At 71.1% G+C, this 19,600-nt stretch carries 17 protein-coding genes; 4 read left to right on the forward strand and 13 right to left on the reverse strand.

Annotation, left to right across the window (positions count from 1 at the left end; all coding sequences use genetic code 11):
- Nucleotides 1-12 precede the first annotated feature (12 nt).
- The 8 genes from AB0912_RS30480 to AB0912_RS30515 form a co-directional block, all read right to left on the reverse strand.
- Entirely contained in the window at nucleotides 13-1,803 is a 1,791-nt protein-coding gene (locus tag AB0912_RS30480; protein ID WP_366705505.1) for a glycoside hydrolase family 18 protein, read from the reverse strand.
- A gap of 358 nt (nucleotides 1,804-2,161) precedes the next feature.
- Entirely contained in the window at nucleotides 2,162-2,614 is a 453-nt protein-coding gene (locus tag AB0912_RS30485) for a hypothetical protein (protein WP_366705507.1), read from the reverse strand.
- 161 nt (nucleotides 2,615-2,775) lie between these two features.
- Nucleotides 2,776-4,203 (reverse strand): FAD-dependent oxidoreductase, encoded by a 1,428-nt coding sequence (locus tag AB0912_RS30490; protein ID WP_366705509.1) that lies wholly within the window; start codon nucleotides 4,201-4,203, stop codon nucleotides 2,776-2,778.
- A gap of 31 nt (nucleotides 4,204-4,234) precedes the next feature.
- Entirely contained in the window at nucleotides 4,235-5,035 is an 801-nt protein-coding gene (locus tag AB0912_RS30495; protein WP_366705511.1) for an ABC transporter permease, read from the reverse strand.
- Nucleotides 5,036-5,965 (reverse strand): ABC transporter permease, encoded by a 930-nt coding sequence (locus AB0912_RS30500; RefSeq protein WP_366705513.1) that lies wholly within the window; start codon nucleotides 5,963-5,965, stop codon nucleotides 5,036-5,038. It abuts the gene before it with no gap.
- Complete coding sequence (locus AB0912_RS30505; protein WP_366705515.1) at nucleotides 5,965-7,125, reverse strand: ABC transporter ATP-binding protein; 1,161 nt, start codon at nucleotides 7,123-7,125, stop codon at nucleotides 5,965-5,967. Before AB0912_RS30505 ends, AB0912_RS30500 begins: the two co-directional genes overlap by 1 nt.
- The gene (locus AB0912_RS30510) at nucleotides 7,122-8,369 is read right to left on the reverse strand and encodes a spermidine/putrescine ABC transporter substrate-binding protein (protein WP_366705517.1); all 1,248 of its coding nucleotides are present in this window, start codon (nucleotides 8,367-8,369) and stop codon (nucleotides 7,122-7,124) included. The genes AB0912_RS30505 and AB0912_RS30510 overlap by 4 nt, the downstream gene beginning before the upstream one ends.
- 73 nt (nucleotides 8,370-8,442) lie before the next feature.
- Entirely contained in the window at nucleotides 8,443-9,969 is a 1,527-nt protein-coding gene (locus AB0912_RS30515; RefSeq protein WP_366705520.1) for a gamma-aminobutyraldehyde dehydrogenase, read from the reverse strand.
- 208 nt (nucleotides 9,970-10,177) lie between these two features.
- On the opposite strand from AB0912_RS30515, the gene AB0912_RS30520 reads away from it, so the two are divergent.
- Both AB0912_RS30520 and AB0912_RS30525 read left to right on the forward strand, forming a co-directional pair.
- Complete coding sequence (locus tag AB0912_RS30520; protein ID WP_366705522.1) at nucleotides 10,178-10,729, forward strand: NADAR family protein; 552 nt, start codon at nucleotides 10,178-10,180, stop codon at nucleotides 10,727-10,729.
- 287 nt (nucleotides 10,730-11,016) lie between these two features.
- The gene (locus AB0912_RS30525; RefSeq protein WP_366705538.1) at nucleotides 11,017-12,624 is read left to right on the forward strand and encodes an MFS transporter; all 1,608 of its coding nucleotides are present in this window, start codon (nucleotides 11,017-11,019) and stop codon (nucleotides 12,622-12,624) included.
- 207 nt (nucleotides 12,625-12,831) lie between these two features.
- Here AB0912_RS30525 and AB0912_RS30530 read toward each other — a convergent pair whose 3' ends face one another.
- Nucleotides 12,832-13,971: a DUF4190 domain-containing protein gene (locus AB0912_RS30530; RefSeq protein WP_366705524.1), complete on the reverse strand. Its 1,140-nt coding sequence runs from the start codon at nucleotides 13,969-13,971 to the stop codon at nucleotides 12,832-12,834.
- Between the two features lie 286 nt (nucleotides 13,972-14,257).
- Between AB0912_RS30530 and AB0912_RS30535 the strand changes: the two genes are divergently transcribed.
- A complete protein-coding gene (locus tag AB0912_RS30535) occupies nucleotides 14,258-15,319 on the forward strand; it encodes an adenosine deaminase (RefSeq protein ID WP_366705526.1) in 1,062 nt (353 codons plus the stop codon).
- Between the two features lie 17 nt (nucleotides 15,320-15,336).
- Nucleotides 15,337-16,020, forward strand: a complete 684-nt coding sequence (locus AB0912_RS30540; RefSeq protein WP_366705528.1) for a glycerophosphodiester phosphodiesterase — start codon at nucleotides 15,337-15,339, stop codon at nucleotides 16,018-16,020.
- A 165-nt stretch (nucleotides 16,021-16,185) separates the two neighbouring features.
- Here the strand turns inward: AB0912_RS30540 and AB0912_RS30545 are convergent, their stop codons facing one another.
- From AB0912_RS30545 to AB0912_RS30560, 4 genes are all read right to left on the reverse strand, one after another.
- A complete protein-coding gene (locus AB0912_RS30545; RefSeq protein WP_366705530.1) occupies nucleotides 16,186-17,550 on the reverse strand; it encodes an FAD-dependent oxidoreductase in 1,365 nt (454 codons plus the stop codon).
- Nucleotides 17,551-17,739: 189 nt separating this feature from the next.
- Nucleotides 17,740-18,255 (reverse strand): hypothetical protein, encoded by a 516-nt coding sequence (locus AB0912_RS30550; protein ID WP_366705532.1) that lies wholly within the window; start codon nucleotides 18,253-18,255, stop codon nucleotides 17,740-17,742.
- On the reverse strand, nucleotides 18,239-18,730 hold the full coding sequence (locus AB0912_RS30555) for an RNA polymerase sigma factor (protein WP_366705540.1): 492 nt from the start codon (nucleotides 18,728-18,730) through the stop codon (nucleotides 18,239-18,241). The genes AB0912_RS30550 and AB0912_RS30555 overlap by 17 nt, the downstream gene beginning before the upstream one ends.
- Nucleotides 18,731-19,019: 289 nt before the next feature.
- Nucleotides 19,020-19,600 (reverse strand): class F sortase (locus AB0912_RS30560; RefSeq protein ID WP_366705534.1); only part of this gene is annotated, 581 nt, incomplete at its 5' end.

Consider the following 19,600-nt stretch of genomic DNA (forward strand, 5'->3'; position numbering starts at 1 on the left):
TGATCGGCGTCCTCAGCCGAAGTAGTTGTCGAAGGTCCGCGAGAACTCCCAGCCGCCGAAGCGGTCCCAGTTCACCGACCAGGTCATCAGGCCGCGCAGGTTCGGCCAGCTGCCGTGGGTGGCGTACGTGCCGCAGTTGGTCTTCTTGGTCAGGCAGTCGAGGGTCTTGGTGACTTCGGCCGGGGCCACGTAGCCGTTGCCCGCGTTCGTGGTGGCGGGCATGCCGATGGCTATCTGGTCGGGGCGCAGCGGCGGGAAGACGTTGTTCGCGTCGCCCGCCACCGGGAAGCCGGTGAGCAGCATGTCGGTCATGGCGATGTGGAAGTCGGCGCCGCCCATGGAGTGGTACTGGTTGTCGAGGCCCATGATCGGGCCCGAGTTGTAGTCCTGGACGTGCAGCAGGGTGAGGTCGTCGCGCAGGGCGTGGATGACGGGCAGGTAGGCGCCGCAGCGCGGGTCCTGGCCGCCCCACTTGCCGGTGCCGTAGAACTGGTAGCCGTTCTGCACGAAGAACGTCTCCGGGGCCATGCTCAGGACGAACTTGGCGCCGTACTTGGCCTTCAGGGTCTTCAGGGCCGAGATCAGGTTGACGACCACCGGGGTGGTCGGGTGCTTGAAGTCGGTGTCGTTCGCGTCGAGGGAGAGCGAGTGGCCCTCGAAGTCGATGTCCAGGCCGTCCAGTCCGTAGGTGTCGATGATCTTCGAGACCGAGGAGACGAACGTGTCGCGGGCGGCCGTGGTGGTGAGCTGGACCTGTCCGTTCTGGCCGCCGATCGAGATCAGCACCTTCTTGCCGGCCGCCTGCTTGGCCTTGATCGCGGCCTTGAAGTCGGCGTCGCTCTCGACCGTGGGGCACTCGGTGACCGGGCAGCGGTTGAAGCGGATGTCGCCGGAGGTGACGGAGGTCGGCTCGCCGAAGGCGAGGTCGATGACGTCCCAGCTCGCGGGCACGTCGGCCATCCGGGTGTAGCCGGCGCCGTTGGCGAAGCTGGCGTGGAGGTAGCCGACGAGGGCGTGCGTGGGCAGGTCGGCCGAGCCGCCGCCCCCGCCTCCGCCGGAGCCCGCCGAGGTGGTCGCGGTGACCGTGGCCGACTTGGCGGACTCCCCGGTGTCGTTGGTGGCGGTGACCTGGAAGGAGTAGGCGGTGGAGGCGGTCAGGCCGCTCACGGTCGCCGAGGTGGCGGTGGCCGTCTGGACCCGCACCCCGTCGCGGTAGACGGCGTAGCCGGTCGCGCCGGGCACCGCGGTCCAGGACAGCGCGACGGACGAGGCGGTGACCGTGCCGGTCTTCAGACCGGTGGGCGGGGCCGGCACCTGGCCCGCGTCCACGCCGGGACCGGTCAGCGAGAGGTCGTCGGCGTAGTAGGTGCCGGTGCCGTACCAGCCGTGGGTGTAGATGGTGACCTTGGTGGTGGAGGCGCCGGTGCGGAACGTGGTGCTCAACTGCTGCCAGTCCGCGGCGGACTGGGTCCAGGTGCTGACGTCGGTCGTGCCGGTGCCGCTCGCGCCGAGGTAGACGTAGCTGCCGCGGACGAATCCGGAGAGCGTGTACTGCGCGTCGGGTTTCACGGTCACCGTCTGCGAGCACTGCGCGTAGTCGCTGCCGGCCGGGGTCGCCTTCAGCGCGGAACCGCCGCTGTGCACGGGGGTGTTGACGGTGCTCGCGGCACTACAGGTCCAGTTGGCCAGGCCCGACTCGAACCCGCCGTTCTTGGCGAGGTCCGCGTCGGCCGCACGGGCGGCCGACGAGAGCGCGGTGAGTCCGGACACGGCCAGAACGGTGGCCGTGAGCGTGGCGAGCATTCTGCGGCGGTGTTCGGACGGTCTGCTGCGTCTGGGACGGTCCACTGCTGCCTCCGGGCACGAGGGGGGATGGGAGGGTGGAGCGCGCCCAACTTGGTCCAGACCAATTCCGTTGTCAAGACCTCCCGCCGATACGGGACTTCAGGAGGTCACCGCCGCTTCGGTCCGGAACTAGGGCGTGTCGTTTGGATCAGGTGGCGCCGGAGTGCGGCGCCTTGTCGGCTGGGCCGAGCGGGGCAGGGTGCGTGCAGCTGCAAGGCGGAGGAGGGCGACGACGCGGAGCGTCGGCAACCGACGACAACGCCGCAGATGTGCGTGCCCTGCCCCGCGACCCGCCACATGATCCAAACGACACGCCCTAGCGGTCCCCGTTCCCGGCGAGGCCCGCCGCCGCCTCGTGCATGGCCAGTTCGAGCAGTGCCGGATCGGTGAGCGTTCCCGAGCCGTCCGGCTGGACCAGCCAGCGGACGCCGCCGGTCGCCCGTCCCGGGTAGGGCACCACGATCCAGGTGCCGGCGCCCGCTGTGCGCACGCCCGTGCCGAGCCAGCGGGCGGCGGTGCCCGCCGGCACGAAGAAACCCATCCTGGCGTCGCCGAAGTCGACCAGCACGGGGCCGGGTTGGTCGATCACCCGGCTCAGCACGTCGAGCGTCGGATAGCCGAGTTCGCCGGGCAGGATGAGCACGTCCCAGGCCTTGCCCGCCGGAAGCAGCGCGATCCCCTGCGGATTGCGCTCCCACTCCCACCGGCAGGCCTCGGGGTCCGGAGCCACGGATGTCAGCCACTCGACCGCCGCCTTGGGCCCTGTCATGACGGAACCTCCCTCTCTCGCGATGACGCGGGTCGCGTCACTGGGGAGAGAGGGAGGTCCGGGGCGATCATTACGCGACTTCCGGCTACCAGTTGGTAGTGAACCGGGTCACACCCACGAGCTGGGCGTACGCCCGTGGATCACGGACGCGCCCGCGCGCCTCAGCTGTCGAAGCCGAGGCCCAGCTTGTCCATGGTCTTCAGCCAGAGGTTGCGCCGGCCGTCGTGGCTGTCGGCGTGCGCCAGCGACCACTTGGTGAGCGCGATGCCCGTCCAGGCGAAGGGCTCGGGCGGGAACGGCAGCGGCTTCTTGCGGACCATCTCCAGCTCGGTGCGCTCGGTGCGCTCCCCCGCCAGCAGGTCGAGCATCACGTCCGCGCCGAAGCGGGTGGCGCCCACGCCGAGGCCCGTGTAGCCGGCCGCGTAGGCGACCTTGCCCTGGTGGGCCGTGCCGAAGAACGCCGAGAAACGCGAGCAGGTGTCGATCGCGCCGCCCCAGGCGTGCGAGAAGCGGACGCCCTCCAACTGCGGGAAGCAGGTGAAGAAGTGCCCGGCGAGCTTGGCGTACGTCTCCGGGCGGTTGTCGTACTCGGCGCGCACCCGCCCGCCGTACGGGTAGATCGCGTCGTAACCGCCCCACAGGACGCGGTTGTCGGCGGAGAGCCGGAAGTAGTGGAACTGGTTCGCCGAGTCCCCGAGGCCCTGGCGGTTCTTCCAGCCGATGGAGGCGAGCTGGTCCTCGCTGAGCGGCTCGGTCATCAGCGCGTAGTCGTAGACCGGGACGGTGTACGAGCGGACGCGCTTGACCAGGTTCGGGAAGATGTTCGTGCCGAGGGCGACCCGGCGGGCGCCGATCGCGCCGTACGGGGTGCGCACGGACATGCCGGCGCCGGACGGCTTCAGGTCGAGGGCGGGCGTGTTCTCGTACACCCGGACCCCGAGCTGGAGGCAGGCGCGCTTCAGGCCCCAGGCCAGCTTGGCCGGGTGGAGCATGGCGACGCCGCGCCGGTCGTAGAGGCCGGCCAGGAAGGTCGGGGAGGCGACCTGCTCGCGGACGGCCTCGGTGTCGAGGAACTCGATGCCCTCGGCCAGGCCCTCGCGCTCCAGCTCCTGGTGCCAGTCGCGCAGTTCCTCCGCCTGGTACGGAGCGGTCGCCACGTCGATCTCACCGGTGCGCTCGAAGTCGCAGTCGATGGAGTAGCGGGCGACGGCCGCCTCGATCTCGTCCAGGTTGCGGGCGCCCAGCTCCTCCAGCTTGCGGATCTCCTCCGGCCAGCGGGTCAGCCCGTTGGACAGGCCGTGGGTGAGGGAGGCGGCGCAGAAGCCGCCGTTGCGGCCGGAGGCGGCCCAGCCCACCTCGCGGCCCTCGACGAGCACGACGTCCCGGGCGGGGTCGCGCTCCTTGGCGATCAGCGCGGTCCACAGTCCGCTGTAACCGCCGCCGACGACCAGCAGGTCACAGGTGTCGGCACCGGTGAGCGCGGGCTCGGGACGGGGCCTGCCGGGGTCGTCCAGCCAGTACGAGACCGGCTGGGCGTCCGCGAGAGACTTCGTCCACTGATGACCGCGGGTCATGGCGCTTGGGGCCATGATTTCCAACTCCCTACAAGAACTACGAGCGTTATGCCTTTTGCCGGTTACGGCGGTTTCCGATGACCATTCCGGACAGGACGAACAGTACGGCGATGAGGAACATGGCCGTACCGATGACATTGATCTGAACGGGCGTTCCGCGCTGTGCCGAACCCCAGACGAACATGGGGAACGTGACGGTCGAGCCCGCGTTGAAATTGGTGATGATGAAATCGTCGAACGAGAGCGCGAAGGCGAGCAGCGCGCCCGCGGCGATTCCGGGGGCCGCGATGGGCAGGGTCACGCGCAGGAAGGTCTGCACGGGACCGGCGTAGAGGTCCTGCGCCGCCTGTTCGAGGCGCGGGTCCATCGACATCACACGGGCCTTGACGGCTGTCACGACGAAGCTGAGGCAGAACATGATGTGGGCGATCAGGATCGTCCAGAAGCCGAGCTGAGCGCCCATGTTGAGGAACAGGGTGAGCAGCGAGGCGGCCATCACGACCTCGGGCATCGCCATCGGCAGGAAGATCAGCGAGTTCACCGCGCCGCGCGCCCGGAAGCGGTAGCGGACCAGTGCGAAGGCGATCATCGTGCCGAGGATGGTGGCGCCGATCGTCGCCCAGACGGCGATCTGGAGGCTGAGCGAGAGCGAGCCGCACATGTCGGCGACCCCGCACGGATCGCGCCAGGCGTCCGTCGAGAACTGCTGCCACTCGTAGTTGAAGCGGCCCTTCGGCTTGTTGAAGGAGAACACCGTCACGACGATGTTGGGCAGCAGCAGATATCCGAGCGTCAGCAGTCCCGCGATGACGACGAGATGGCGCTTGAGCCAGTTCACGAAGGCCATTTAGACCAGATCCTCCGTCCCGGACTTGCGGATGTAGAGCGTGACCATGATGAGGATCGCGGCCATGAGGATGAACGAGAGTGCCGCGGCCGTCGGATAGTCGAGAATCCGCAGGAACTGGGTCTGGATGACATTGCCGACCATGCGGGTGTCGGTGGAGCCGAGCAGGTCGGCGTTCACGTAGTCACCGCTGGCGGGGATGAAGGTGAGCAGCGTGCCGGAGACGACGCCCGGCATCGACAGCGGGAAGGTCACCTTGCGGAAGGTGGTGATCGGCCGGGCGTACAGGTCGCCGGCCGCCTCGTGCAGCCGCCCGTCGATCCGCTCCAGGGAGGTGTAGAGGGGCAGCACCATGAACGGCAGGAAGTTGTACGTGAGACCGCAGACCACCGCGAGCGGGGTGGCGAGGACCCGGTCGCCCGACGTGAAGCCGAGCCAGTTGGTGACGTCCAGGACGTGCAGCGTGTTCAGCGCGCCGACGACCGGGCCGCCGTCCGCGAGGATCGTCTTCCAGGCGAGCGTGCGGATCAGGAAGCTGGTGAAGAACGGCGCGATCACCAGGATCATGATCAGGTTGCGCCAGCGTCCCGCGCGGAAGGCGATCAGGTACGCGAGCGGATAGCCGAGCACCAGGCACAGGATCGTCGCGGCACCGGCGTAGAGCACGGAGCGCAGGAACTGCGGCCAGTAGTCGGAGAGCGCGTCCCAGTACGTCTGGAAGTGCCAGGTGACCTTGAAGCCGTCCTCCAGCGAACCCGTCTGGATGGAGGTGGAGGCCTGGTAGACCAGCGGCAGCGCGAAGAAGACGACCAGCCAGAGCAGGCCGGGCAGCAGCAGCCAGTACGGGACGAGCCGGCCGCGCTTCCTCGGCGGTTTCTCGGCGGGCTGGGGCGCGAGGGGCGGCGCCGGCGCCTCGGTGACGGCGGCCATCAGGCGGCCTCCTCCTCGGCCGTCTCGACGCCCGCGTCGATGTCCTGCGTGGCGTCGAGGCCGAAGGTGTGCGCCGGGCTCCAGTGGAGGACGACGTCGGCACCGGGGACGAGCCGGGGGTCCCGGTCGATGTTCTGGGCGTAGACCTCGAACTCGGGGCAGACCGCGCTGTCGATCACGTACTGCGTGGAGACGCCGATGAAACTGGAGTCGGCGATCTTGCCGGTGATGCGGTTGCGGCCGGCCGGGATCTCGCCCGCCTCGTCGGCGTGCGTGAGGGAGATCTTCTCCGGGCGGACGCCGACCAGGAGCTTTCCGCCGGGCCGGGTGTCCGCGGAACATCGCGAACCGGGCAGCACCAGCTTGCCGCCGCCCGCCTTGAGGATGATCTCGTCGCCGCTCTTCGAGTCGACCTCGGCCTCGATGAGGTTGGAGGTGCCGAGGAAGTTGGCGACGAAGGTGGTGTTCGGGTTCTCGTACAGGTCGGCGGGGGCGCCGAGCTGCTCGACCCGGCCCGCGTTCATCACGGCGACGGTGTCGGCCATGGTCATGGCCTCCTCCTGGTCGTGCGTGACGTGCACGAAGGTGATGCCGACCTCGGTCTGGATGCGCTTGAGTTCGAGCTGCATCTGCCGGCGCAGCTTGAGGTCGAGGGCGCCGAGGGGCTCGTCGAGCAGGAGCACCTTGGGGTGGTTGATCAGCGCGCGGGCCACGGCGACGCGCTGCTGCTGGCCGCCGGAGAGCTGGTGCGGTTTCTTGCGCGCCTGCTCGCCGAGCTGGACGAGGTCGAGCATCTCCTCGACCTGCTTCTTCACCGACTTGATGCCGCGCCGGCGCAGGCCGAAGGCGACGTTCTCGAAGATGTCGAGGTGCGGGAAGAGGGCGTAGGACTGGAAGACCGTGTTCACCGGGCGCTTGTAGGGCGGCAGGTGGGTCACGTCCTGGTCGCCGAGCATGACGGTGCCCGAGGAGGGCTCCTCCAGGCCGGCGATCATCCGCAGGGTGGTGGTCTTGCCGCAGCCGGACGCGCCGAGCAGCGCGAAGAACGAGCCCTGCGGCACGGTCAGGTCGAGGGGTCGCACGGCCGTGAAGGAGCCGTACGTCTTGCTGATCCCGGAGAGGCGGACGTCGCCGCTGTTGTCATTCGTCATCGTGGTCACGCCCCTGTGAGCTTCGCGAACTTCTCTTCATAGGCCGTCTCTTCCTTCTGGCTCAGTGAGCGGAAGGGGTGGGACTTCGCGGCCATGGCCTTGTCAGGAATGATCAGCGGGTTGTTCGCCGCGTCCTCGTCGATCTTCGCGAGATAGGGCTTCACCCCGTCGACCGGACAGACGTAGTTGATGTAGGCGGCGAGCTGCGCCGCGGGCTCGGGCTCGTAGTAGAAGTCCATGAGCCGCTCGGCGTTCGTCTTGTGCCGTGCCTTGTTGGGGATCAGCATGTTGTCGGTCGACGTCATGTAGCCGCTGGGCGGGATGATGAAGTCGACGTCCGGGCTGTCCGCCTTGAGCTGGACGACGTCACCGGCCCAGGCGACGCAGGCCGCGAGGTCGCCCTTGGTGAGGTCGGAGGTGTAGTCGTTGCCGGTGAAGCGGCGTATCTGGCCCTTGTCGACGGCCTTCTGGAGGCGGGCGATCGCGGCGTCGAAGTCGTCGTCGGTGAAGTTCGCCGGGTCCTTGCCCATGTCCAGCAGGGTCATGCCCATGCTGTCGCGCATCTCCGAGAGGAAGCCGACCCGCCCCTTGAGCCTGGGGTTGTCGAGCAGGTCGGAGACCGACTTGACCTCGATGCCGTCGAGCGCCTTCTTGTTGTAGGCGATGACGGTCGAGATGCCCTGCCAGGGATAGGAGTAGGCGCGTCCCGGGTCCCAGTCGGGGTTGCGGAACTGGGCGGACAGGTTGCTGTAGGCGTGCGGGAGGTTGGACGCGTCGAGCTTCTGCACCCAGCCGAACCGGATCAGCCGGGCGGCCAGCCAGTCGGTGACGACGATGATGTCGCGCCCGGTGTCCTGGCCCGCCGCGAGCTGCGGCTTGATCTTGCCGAAGAACTCGACGTTGTCGTTGATGTCCTCGGTGTACTTGACCTTGATCCCGGTCCGTTTGGCGAACGCGTCGAGCGTGGGGTGGTGCCGCTCGCTCTTGTCGACGTCCATGTACTCGGTCCAGTTGGAGAAGTTGATCGTCTTCTCCTTCGCCGAGTGGTCCTCGGCCGAGACCCCGCCCTTGGTGGTGCCGGCGGCCGGGATCCCGCACCCGCTCAGCGCCCCGAGACCGCCCACGGCCAGCGCGCCGCCCGCGGAGGCGCGCAGCAGTGACCGCCGGCTCAGGGAGGCCCGGCCGTTCCGGAAGCTGCGCCGCAGCGCGGCCAGTTGGACCGGGGACATGCGTTCGGGCTCGTACTGCTCCATGCTCTGGTGCCCTTTCGGAAGCGTCTCGGCCGTGGTCGGCGGCCTGGTCTGCCACAGGGCCGTAGTCGGTCGGCTACGGCCGGTCCCCGAAGACCGTGCGGTGCCAGTCCTTCCTGGCGACCGCGGTGTTGTCGAACATGACGTGCTTGACCTGCGTGTACTCCTCGAAGGAGTAGGCGGACATGTCCTTGCCGAAACCGGAGGCCTTGTATCCACCGTGCGGCATGTCGCTGATGATCGGAATGTGGTCGTTGACCCAGACGCAGCCCGCCTTGATCTCGCGGGTCGCGCGGTTCGCGCGGTAGACGTCCCGGCTCCAGGCGGAGGCGGCCAGTCCGTACGGGGTGTCGTTGGCCAGCGCGATGCCCTCGTCGTCGGTGTCGAAGGGGAGCACCACGAGGACCGGACCGAAGATCTCGGCCTGCACGATCTCGCTGTCCTGCCCGGCGTCGGCGACGAGCGTGGGCGCATAGTACGCGCCGGACTTCAGCTCGCCCTGGGGAGCCTCTCCGCCGGTGACCACGCGCGCGTAGCCGCGGGCCCGGTCGACGAACCCGGCGACGCGGTCGCGCTGGGCGTGCGAGATGAGCGGGCCGAGGTCGGTGCCGGCCGCGAAGGGGTCGCCCACCCGGACGCTCGCCATCAGGGCGCCCGTCCGCTCCACGAAGGCGTCGTAGAGGGGCCGCTGCACGTACGCGCGCGTGGCGGCCGTGCAGTCCTGGCCGGTGTTGATCAGCGTGCCGGCGACCGCGCCCTGCACGGCGGCCTCCAGGTCGGCGTCGTCGAAGACGACGAAGGGTGCCTTGCCGCCGAGTTCCAGGTGGAGGCGCTTGACGGTGGAGGTGGCGATCTCCGCGACGCGCTTGCCGACGGCGGTCGACCCGGTGAAGGAGGTCATCGCCACGTCGGGGTGGCCGACGAGGTGCTCGCCCGCCTCGCGGCCGAGGCCCGTGACGATGTTGATCACGCCGTCCGGGATGCCGGCCGCGGTGGCCGCCTCCGCGAACAGCAGCGAGGTCAGGGGGGTCAGCTCGGCCGGCTTCAGCACGATCGTGTTGCCGGCCGCGATCGCCGGGAGGATCTTCCACGCGGCCATCTGGAGCGGGTAGTTCCAGGGCGCGATGGAGCCGACGACCCCGATGGCCTCACGGCGTACGTACGAGGTGTGGTCGCCGGAGTACTCGCCGGCCGACTGGCCCTGGAGGTGCCGGGCGGCGCCCGCGAAGAACGACGTGTTGTCGATCGTGCCCGGTACGTCGAACTCGCGGGTCAGCTTGAGGGGCTTGCCGCACTGCAACGACTCGGCCTGGGCGAATTCCTCGGCGCGTTCGGCGAGCACGGCGGCGAAGCGGTGCAGCGCCTCGGAGCGCTCCGCGGGGGTGGCGCCCGACCAGCCCGGGAAGGCCGCGCGGGCGGCGGCGACGGCCGCGTCCACGTCGGCGGTGCCCGCCAGCTCGTAGGTGTACACCTCGTCGCCGGTGGCGGGGTCAACGACCGCGTGCGTACGGCCCGAGGTGCCCTTGGTCAGTCGGCCCGCGATGTACTGCGCTCCGCCGGCGAGGCGGTCCTGCGCCTGGAAGCGATGGCCCGGATTGTGCATGTCGCTCTCCTCCGCCGCCCTCCCCGTCGGAACGGGGGTCGGCGTAGCTCCAGCTCGATTTGAGTGCCGATCCTGACAGAGCTAAGGGACTCCAACAAGTGATTCCGTTGTTGCCTTTTGGTTACGCGACGGAATCCTTCGACCAGGTGTCGAGTCCTGCTGGAAAAGGCGGGACGGAATGTCAGTGGTGCATGCCACAGTGGCGTGCATGGGGACGATCGGCACGCGGGAAGCACTGGTCAGGGCGATCGAGTCGGGGGCGCGGGTGAGGTACCTGCCGTTCTGGGGGCACCGCCCCCGGGCGGACGGACAGGTCGGATCGAGCTGTCTCAGCCAGTGGTGGCCGTCACCCTTCGTGGTCGACGGGACCGCCTACGCTACGGCCGAGCACTGGATGATGGCCTCCAAGGCGCGCCTCTTCGGGGACACCGAGGCGGAGCGCCGCGCGGTGGAGGCGGCGAACCCGGCGCTGGCGAAGAAGGCCGGCCGCCTGGTGCGCGGTTTCGACGAGGCCGTGTGGGAGCGCGAGCGGTTCGGCATCGTGGTCGAGGGCAGCGTCCACAAGTTCACCGCGCACGACGACCTCAGAGCGTTCCTGACCGGCACGGGCGACCGCGTCCTCGTCGAGGCCAGCCCCCTGGACCGCGTCTGGGGCATCGGCCTCGCCGCGACGGACGAAGCGGCCTCGGACCCCCACCGCTGGCGGGGCACCAACCTGCTGGGCTTCGCCCTGATGGAGGCGCGGGAGAGGGTCAGGTAGTAGCGGGCGGGGGCCGGCGGCGCTCCGGGGGGGGTGGGCGGCGGCTCGCTTCGGGTGTCGTCGCTGCCGGCCCGGGCCGTTCCTGAAGGCGCGGGTCGCCTGCCGGTCGGACTGGGCGAACTCGGCGGCCGGGGTGGTGGCCGGAGGCCGGCGGGGGTGATCGTCGTGGAGATGCGGCGCCCCTCGTGGGGGCTGAGAATGCTGGGGTGAGTGGCTCTCATTCGGCACGGGGCGCGGCCGCTGAACCGGCGCCCAGGACCCCGAACCAGACGCTGGCCCTCGCGGCCATGCTCTTCGCGGTGGCGATGACCTTCATCGACCAGACGATCGTCTCCATCGCGGCCCCGGACATCGTGAACGAGCTGGGCCTGACGGCGTCGGGCATGCAGTGGGTGGTAAACGCGTACCTGCTGTCGCTGGCGGCGTTCTTCGCCCTCGGCGGCCGCCTGGCGGACCTCTTCGGGCCACGCCGGGTCGTCATCATCGGCACCCTCGTCTTCGTGATCTCCTCCGTGCTCTGCGGCTGCGTCCCCAAGGGAGACTTCGCCCAGACCTGGCTGATCATCTTCCGGGCCACACAGGGCCTCGGCGCGGCGCTCCTCTTCCCGGCCGCCCTCGCCGTGGTGGTCGCCGTCTTCCCGGTGGAGCGGCGCGGCCGTGCCCTGGCGCTGTTCTTCGGCCTGTCCGGGGCGCTCACCGCCATCGGCCCGCTGCTGGGCGGCTGGCTCACTTCCTGGACCTGGCGGGCGATCTTCTGGGTGAACGTGCCCGTCGCCGTCGTGGCCCTCGTCCTGACGATGATGGCGCGCGTCCCGGACCGGCGGCGCGACGAGTCGCTGGACGGCGTCGGCGCCGTCCTCATCGCGGTCGGCATGGGCCTGAGCGTGCTCGGTTTCCAGCAGGCCGCGACCTGGGGCTGGGACAGCGCGGCGACCTGGGGCTGCATCGCGGGCGGCCTGGCGGTGCTCGTGCTGTTCTGGCGCTACGAACGGGACAAGCGGCACCCGCTGGTCAACCTGGCCGTCTTCCGCGACAAGGCGTTCACCGTCGACTCGCTGGTGCTGTTCTTCGCCATGCTGGCCTTCGTCCCGGTGTTCTTCTTCGCCTCGGTCTACGCCCAGGTCTCCCTGAGCGCCTCCCCCAACCAGGCGGCGCTGTACCTGCTGTACTTCTTCGCGGGCTTCGCGATCGCCTCCCAGTGGGGCGGGCGCATGCTGGACAAGCAGGGACCCCGGCCGGCCATGAAGATCGGCACGATCGTCGGCGCCGTCGGCTTCGCCCTGTGGGCCAACAAGCTCACCGATTTGTCGATGCACGACCAGTGGCCCTACGTGGCGCTGGCCGGCGCCGGTATCGGGTTCATCCTGGCGCCCGCCTCCACGGACGCCGTCAACCGGGCCATCGGAGCCTCGTACGGCGAGGTCACCGGCATCACGCAGACCGTGCGCAACTACGCGGCGAGCGTCGGCCTGGCCGTCCTCGGGACGATCCTCACGCACCGGACCACCGAGAACGTGGTGTCGACGCTGACCGCCCGGGGAGTGCCCTCGGGCACCGCCCACGGGGTGGCGAAGGACATCGCCGAGGCGGTCACCGGAAACGGCGACACCCGGCAGCCCACCGGCACCGGGGCCGCCGCCACCGCCACCCGCGACGCGATGTCGAGCGTGCGGATGGACTTCGCGCAGGCCAACCAGTGGGTCTTCTACGGCATGGCCATCGCGCTCGGCATCGCGTTCCTCGTCGCCCTGCGCCACCCCGGAGGCAAGGGGACACCCGCCACCACCGAGACCGGCCAGCGGCCGGCCGCGACGGCTCCGACGCCCTCGGGACCTTCCTCCGATGCCTCCGGTGCCTCCGGGGCCTCCGAGGGCGAGCGCCGGACGAGCGCCTGACGCACGTCCGACGCGGCGGCTGACGAGCGTCGGCCAGTCGCCTGGCGGCCCGGCTCGGCGCCCGGCGTCCCACGGGCCGCGCGCCCCTCGCGGCCGGTGCACCGCCCACCGCGCCGTGCACCGGCTCCCCGGTACTGGCCACCGGCAACCGGCTTTCCGGCTCCCGGCTTTCCGGCTCCCGGCTCCCGGCTCCCGGCTCCCGGCGGATCAACCCTGCTGCGTCACCAACGACGTATTGAACCCGTCCGAGCCATCCGAGTCGTCGACGCCGAAGTCGTCCGGCACGGCGATGACGACGACCATCAGCACGGCGCCGAGGACGATGCCGACCACTCCGCAGATGATCCCGGCCAGCGCCTGACCCGGGTTGGTCGCCTCGCCCCGGCGCACCTTGCCCCGGCCGATCACACCGAAGATCACCGCGAGGATGCCGAGGAGGATCGCCAGCGGCCACGCGCAGAACAGGACCGCCGCGATGATGCCGAGGACGAGCGAGGACGTACCCATGCCGTTGCTCGGCGCGGGCGGGGCCGGCGGCCAGCCGTAGCCGGGGACCCCGCCGTGCGCGGCCGGACCGGCGCCGGGGTACTGCGGATAGCCGTAGCCGTACGGGACCTGGCCCGGGCCGTCGGGGGCTATCGGCGGCGGGGGCACGGGCTCCCCCGGGCCGGGCTGCGGGTAGGGCGTGGGCGCGGTCGGCGCCGCGAACGGGTTGTCCCAGGCCGGTCCGCCGGGAACCGTGGGGCCGGACGGGACCCCCGCGCCGGGGAACGAGGTGATCGTCGGCAGGCCGTGGGCGGGAGCGGGAGTGCCGTTCCCGCCACCCCGGCCGTTCCCGCCGGACGCGTCGGTCTCCTGGGGCGGCGCCCAGGGATTGGGCTCCGGCTGCCGGTCGGTGCCGGGTTTGCCGAGGGAGACCGGCGGGGCGGGCGTCCGGGCGGGCGCGGCGAACGGCTCGCCGGCCTGGGCGGGCACCGCACGCTGGGTGCCGTCGGCCGGGGCCCGGTCAGCCGGGGACTGGACGGAGCCCGGTCCCTCGGCCGAAGCCCGCTCTGCCGGGGGCCTGGCCTGTTCACCGGCCCCGGCCCCCTCACCGAGTGCACCGCGTTCACCGGTCACAGGCCCGCCGGACTCGCTCCGCGCACCCCGCTCACCGGACTCACCGGACTCACCGGACACGGCGTACTGCGGGCCCTCCCCCGTCGCGTCGTCCACCCACCGGGCGCCGTGGTCGCCCCGCGTACCGTTCTCGCCGTCGCCCGGCGCGGTCCACCCGTTCCCCTGGCCGGTCGGTGTCCACGAGTCGGCGTCACGTGGTGTCCCCGGTGTCCTCGCGTCCTCGGACATGCGCGAAGTCCCCTCTCTTCTGCGTGCCGTCATGCTACGGCCCGGGTGTGTCCTGTGGATCTCCACGGGAGGACGGCCCCCGGACAGGCGGCCGTTCCGGCGTCGGCGCGGCCGGGGGCGACGGCCGAGCCGTGGCCCGCCGTCGGTGATCCTCCGCCCGGACAGGCCGGCCCCGCCCGGCCGGACCCGGCGCCTACGATGATCCCGAGTCATCGATCAGCCGATCACCCGCGTCCCGCCGAGCACGTGCGCACGGTCCGGAGACGCCGTTCCGGGGAGGAACCCCTTGACCGAGCACATCACCGCCCGCGACGACGTACGCGACCTGCACTCCTTCATCGCCGGGCTGCCCAAGGCCGAACTGCACGTCCACCACGTCGGATCCGCCTCCCCGCGCATCGTGTCCACGCTCGCCGCCCGGCACCCCGACTCGATGGTGCCGACCGATCCCGAGGCGCTCGCCGACTACTTCACGTTCACGGACTTCGCCCACTTCATCCAGGTGTACCTGTCCGTGGTCGACCTGATCCGCACCCCGGAAGACGTCCGGCTGCTGACGTACGAGATCGCCCGGGATCTGGCGCGTCAGCAGGTGCGCTACGCCGAGCTGACCATCACCCCGTGGTCGTCCACCCGGCGCGGGATCGACGAACTCGGCTTCATGGAGGCGATCGAGGACGCCCGCCGGGCCGCCGAGGCCGAGTTGGGCGTCGTCCTGCGCTGGTGCTTCGACATCCCGGGCGAGGCCGGTCTGGAGGCGGCCGAGGAGACCGTGCGGCTCGCGACCGACGACCGGCTGCGGCCCGAGGGGCTCGTCTCGTTCGGGCTCGGCGGACCCGAGGTCGGCGTTCCCCGGCCCCAGTTCAAGCCGTACTTCGACCGGGCGATCGCGGCGGGCCTGCGGTCGGCGCCGCACGCCGGCGAGACAACGGGCCCCGAGACGGTCTGGGACGCGCTGAACTTCCTGGGCGCCGAGCGCATCGGCCACGGCACGAGTTCCGCTCGGGACCCGAGGCTGCTCGCCCACCTCGCCGAGCACGGGATCGCCCTGGAGGTGTGCCCGACCTCGAACATCGCGACGCGCGCGGTGCGCACCCTGGACGAGCACCCCATCGGTCAGTTCGTGGCGGCCGGGGTGACGGTCACCGTCAACTCCGACGACCCGCCGATGTTCGGCACCGACCTCAACAACGAGTACGCGGTCGCCGCCCGGCTGATGGACCTGGACGAGGCGGGCGTCGCCTCGCTCGCCCGCAACGCGGTGGAGGCGGCGTTCCTCGACGAGGCATCCAAGGCGAAACTCGCGGCCGAGATCGACACCTATGCCGCGACCTGGCTGGCCCTCTGACCCCGCACAATGGGCCCATGCGCACCGTGACCGCAGTCGCCCACCGCGGCGACCCCTACCGCGTCCGTGAGAACACGATCGACTCGCTGCGTTCCGCGCTCCGCCAGGGCGCGGACGCCGTCGAGATCGACGTCCGACTGACGCGTGACCGTACACCCGTGCTACTGCACGACGACACGCTCAACCGGCTGTGGGGGCACGACCGTCCGCTGCGGTCGCTCTCCTCGGACGAGGTGAAGGGCCTGACCGACGGCGGGGTGCCGACACTGGCCGACGCCCTCGGGGCGACCGACGGCCACCGGGTCATGGTCGATCTGCCGGCCCCCGTGGACGAGAAGGCGGTCCGCGAGGTCGTGGACGTGGTGCGGGCGTGCGGGGCCCAGGACCGGGTGTACTACTGCGCGGGCGCGGCCGCGATGCTCGCGGTGCGGGCCGTCGATCCCGCCGCCGAGATCGCCCTGACCTGGACGACGCTGGCCCCGCCGCGCCCGGCGCTGCTCGACGCGGTGCGCCCGCGCTGGCTCAACTACCGCTTCGGGCTGGTGGACCGGGACCTCGTGGCCCGCGTCCACCGGGACGGCATGCTGGTGTCGGTATGGACCCCGGACACCCGCCGCACCATGCGCCGCCTCATCGCAGCGGGCGTCGACTCGCTGACCACGAACCGCGTCAGCACCCTGATCGCCCTGCGGGACGCCTGAACCGGCGCCGCTCCGCCGACACCCCGGGGCGGCGCGACTCCGGGGCGGGGCGGCTCTGAGGCCGGGACGGCTCCGGGGTCGGGGCGGCTCCGGGGTCGGGTCAGGGGCGTACGCGCTGCCGTGAACCAGTCTCCAGAACTGCCCTGCCCGGCGGGGGCGTTGTGCTCAGGCGCCGCTTGCCTTCAGCATGTCCTCGCGCTCCACGAGCTTCACGCGCTCGCGGCCCTGGGGCTCGCCGAGTGCCTTCTCGGCGGCGTCCAGCCGGTACCAGCCGTCCCAGGTGGTGAAACGGACGCCGCGCTCGCCGAGGAAGGCGTCGACGGCCGTCGGGTCGGGTGAAGTCGGCTCGTGCAGACGGCCGTTGGCGTGGTCGTCGAGGAGGCTCGCGACCGTCTCGTTGGCGTCGCCCTTGGTGTGGCCGATCAGACCGATCGGGCCGCGCCGGATCCAGCCGGTGACGTAGGTGGACTGGAGGTGCCCGCCGTTCTCCTCGATCACCCGGCCGGCCTCGTCCGGGACCGTGCCGGAGTCGACGTCCCAGGGGAGCTTGGGCAGGCTGTCGGAGAGGTAGCCGACGGCGCGGTAGACGGCGGTGACGTCCCAGTCCTTGAAGGCGCCGGTGCCCTTGACGTTGCCCGTGCCGTCGAGGGCGGTGCGCTCGGTGCGCAGGCCGACGACCTTGCCGTCCTCGCCGAGGATCTCGGACGGGGACTCGAAGAAATGCAGGAACAGCTTGTGCGGGCGGTCGCCGGTGTCGCGGATGGCCCAGTTCTCCAGGGTCTTGGCGACCATGTCGGCCTGCTTGTTGCCGCGCCGGGTGGCGATCGAGCCCTCGTCGTAGTCGATGTCCTCGGGGTCGACGATGACCTCGATGTTCGGCGAGTGGTCCAGCTCGCGCAGCTCCATCGGGCTGAACTTCGCCTGCGCCGGGCCGCGTCGGCCGAACACGTGGACCTCCAGGGCCTTGTTGGCCTTGAGCCCCTCGTGAACGTTCGGCGGGATCTCGGTGGGCAGCAGTTCCTCGGCGGTCTTGGCGAGGATGCGCGCCACGTCGAGCGCGACGTTGCCGACTCCGAGGACGGCGACCTTCTCCGCCTCCAGCGGCCAGGTGCGCGGAACGTCCGGGTGGCCGTCGTACCAGGAGACGAAGTCGGCCGCGCCGTACGAGCCGTCGAGGTCGACGCCCGGGATGTCGAGGGCCCGGTCCGCCGTGGCGCCCGTCGAGAAGACCACCGCGTCGTAGAAGGCGCGCAGATCGTCCAGGTTGATGTCCCGCGGGTAGTCGACGTTGCCGAAGAGGCGGATCTGCGGCTTGTCGAGCACCTGGTGCAGGGCCGTGATGATGCCCTTGATCCGGGGGTGGTCCGGCGCGACGCCGTAGCGGATGAGACCGAACGGGGCCGGCATCCGCTCGAACAGGTCGATGGACACACCGGGCTCGGCGGCCACTGCGGACTTCAGGAGCGCGTCGGCGGCGTAGATTCCGGCGGGGCCGGCTCCGACAATGGCTACCCGCAGAGGGCGAGGCATGATCAGGTTCCCTTCGGGCAGAGGCAGGGGGCTCGACGGGAAGCCTAAACTAAGGCAAACCTAAGTCAGTAGGCGGGTCCGGGCTATGACCTCATAAGGGCGGCTTATGGGGGGCCAAGGACTGTTTTATGAGCGGGCCGCCGCTTCTCCTTTATGAGCGGGCCGCCGCTTCTCCCGACTCCCCCTCCCCTACATGCGCTCCCGGCGTGAAGGCGCCGGGGCGGTGCCGGTGCGGGCAGCCGAGGGTTCGACGGAGACGGCGGTCGGCGTGGTGGGCGGTGTCCGGCCGGGGACGGAGGAGGGGTCCGTGGAGCCACGGGTGGGCGGGGTCCTCGGAGCGGAGGTCTCCGGCGCCCGGCCGGGCGGATCGCTCACCCCGGGCCGGGGACTGGCGGGCCGCTGCGAGGCGGACGGGTCGGGCACGGTCGACGGAGTGCTCGCGGGCGGCGGGGCCAGCGGAACCGTGGGCGGGGCGGGTGCCTCGGGCCGCGCCGCCCGGAGCGGCAGGACGACGAGCGCCGCCACCGCGCACACCAGGCCCGCTCCGGCCGCCGCGCGGGCCAGCCGGCGGCGGGCCGCGCCCCTGCGGATCGCCTCGTAACGGCCGGCCGGGGGGCCGAGGAGGTCGGAGGGGGGCCGCAGGATGACGGCGAGCGGGTCGTCGGACTCGAAGTCCGGGCCCTCGTCGTCAGAGTGTGTGATCAAGGCTTCTCCTCAGGTGCGCGCGGAGCAGTTCGCGGGCCGCGTGGAGATCGGCCTTGACGGTCCCTTCCTTGCGCCCGGTCAGCACGGACACCTCCCGGATCGGCATGTCAGCGTAGTAGTGCAGCAGGATCGGGACGCGCAGCCGTTCGGGCAGCGACTGCACGAGCAGCCGGACCGAGGGGTCGGCCTGTTCGTTGGGCGGCCCGACGGCCACCTCGGCCGTCGCCCGGTGCACGGCCCGCCGCTCGCGCTCCAGCTTGCGCCAGTGGTCCCGGACGAGGTTGGCGGCGGTGACGTAGAGGAAGCCGCGGGGTTCGGCCACGGTCGTCCAGCGCGCCCAGAGCCGGGTGAACGCCTCGGAGGCGATCTCGTGGGCCGTCCCGTCGTCGTCGACGAGACGGCGGCACCAGCCGGCGAGGCGCGGGTAGAGGGCGGCGAACAGCTCGGACGCTGCCTTCTCGCGGGACCCTTTCAACACTCTCCATGGTCGTGACGGAACGCGGGAAACGCTTCACCCCCGGCGGGGGGCGGGATCCTGGGCCGCGGATGTACGGTCCGTCGGCCCAGCATCCCGCCTCGGGCCCCCGGGGGCCCCGCTCCCGCCTTGCGGATGCTCTGCGGTTGCCTTGAGGTTGCTTGCGGTTGCTGTCGGTCGCTCGCAGTTGCTCGCAGTTGCTCGCGGTTGCTGTCAGTCGGTCGCGGTTGCTCGCGGTTGTACGACGAACGGTGTCCCGGCCGGGACAGCGGAGCCGTCCGCCCGCCCGTCAGGGCCCGTTGGTGCCGAGCGCCGCGAACACGATCACGTTGTCCGCGTAGCCGTCGCCCGTACGGGGACCACCGCAGGTGATGAGCCGCAGCTCCGGCCGGTCCACGTCTCCGTAGACGTCCTCGGAGGGGAACTCCGCCTTGGCGACGGTCCGTACGGAGCCGACGGTGAACACCGCGGACGTGCCGTTCTCCAGGCGCGCCTCGATCCGGTCGCCCCGGCGCAGGCGCGCGAGGTGACGGAAGACGCCGTCCCCGTACGCGCCGACCGTGACGTGACCGAGGATCACCGAGGGGCCGGTCTGTCCCGGCGTCGGCGAGTGCCGGTACCAGCCGGCCCGGTCGTGCGCCACGACCGGTGGCACCTGCACGCTGCCGTCCGGCGCCAGCCCCAGCCGGATGACCGGGGTGTCGACGCCGATGGCGGGAATCCGCAGGGCGACCGGGACCGAACGCGCCAGCGGGCGGGCCGGTTCCGGTTCGGCGCGGGTGGACGGGGACGCGGAGGGCGCTGTGGCGCCGGCCCGGCCGGCCGTACTCCCGCCGGTCGCGTCCGGCGCCTCCCGTCCCCGGCCGTCCG

The organism is Streptomyces sp. NPDC007084 (genome assembly GCF_040703595.1).
Taxonomy (GTDB): domain Bacteria; phylum Actinomycetota; class Actinomycetes; order Streptomycetales; family Streptomycetaceae; genus Streptomyces.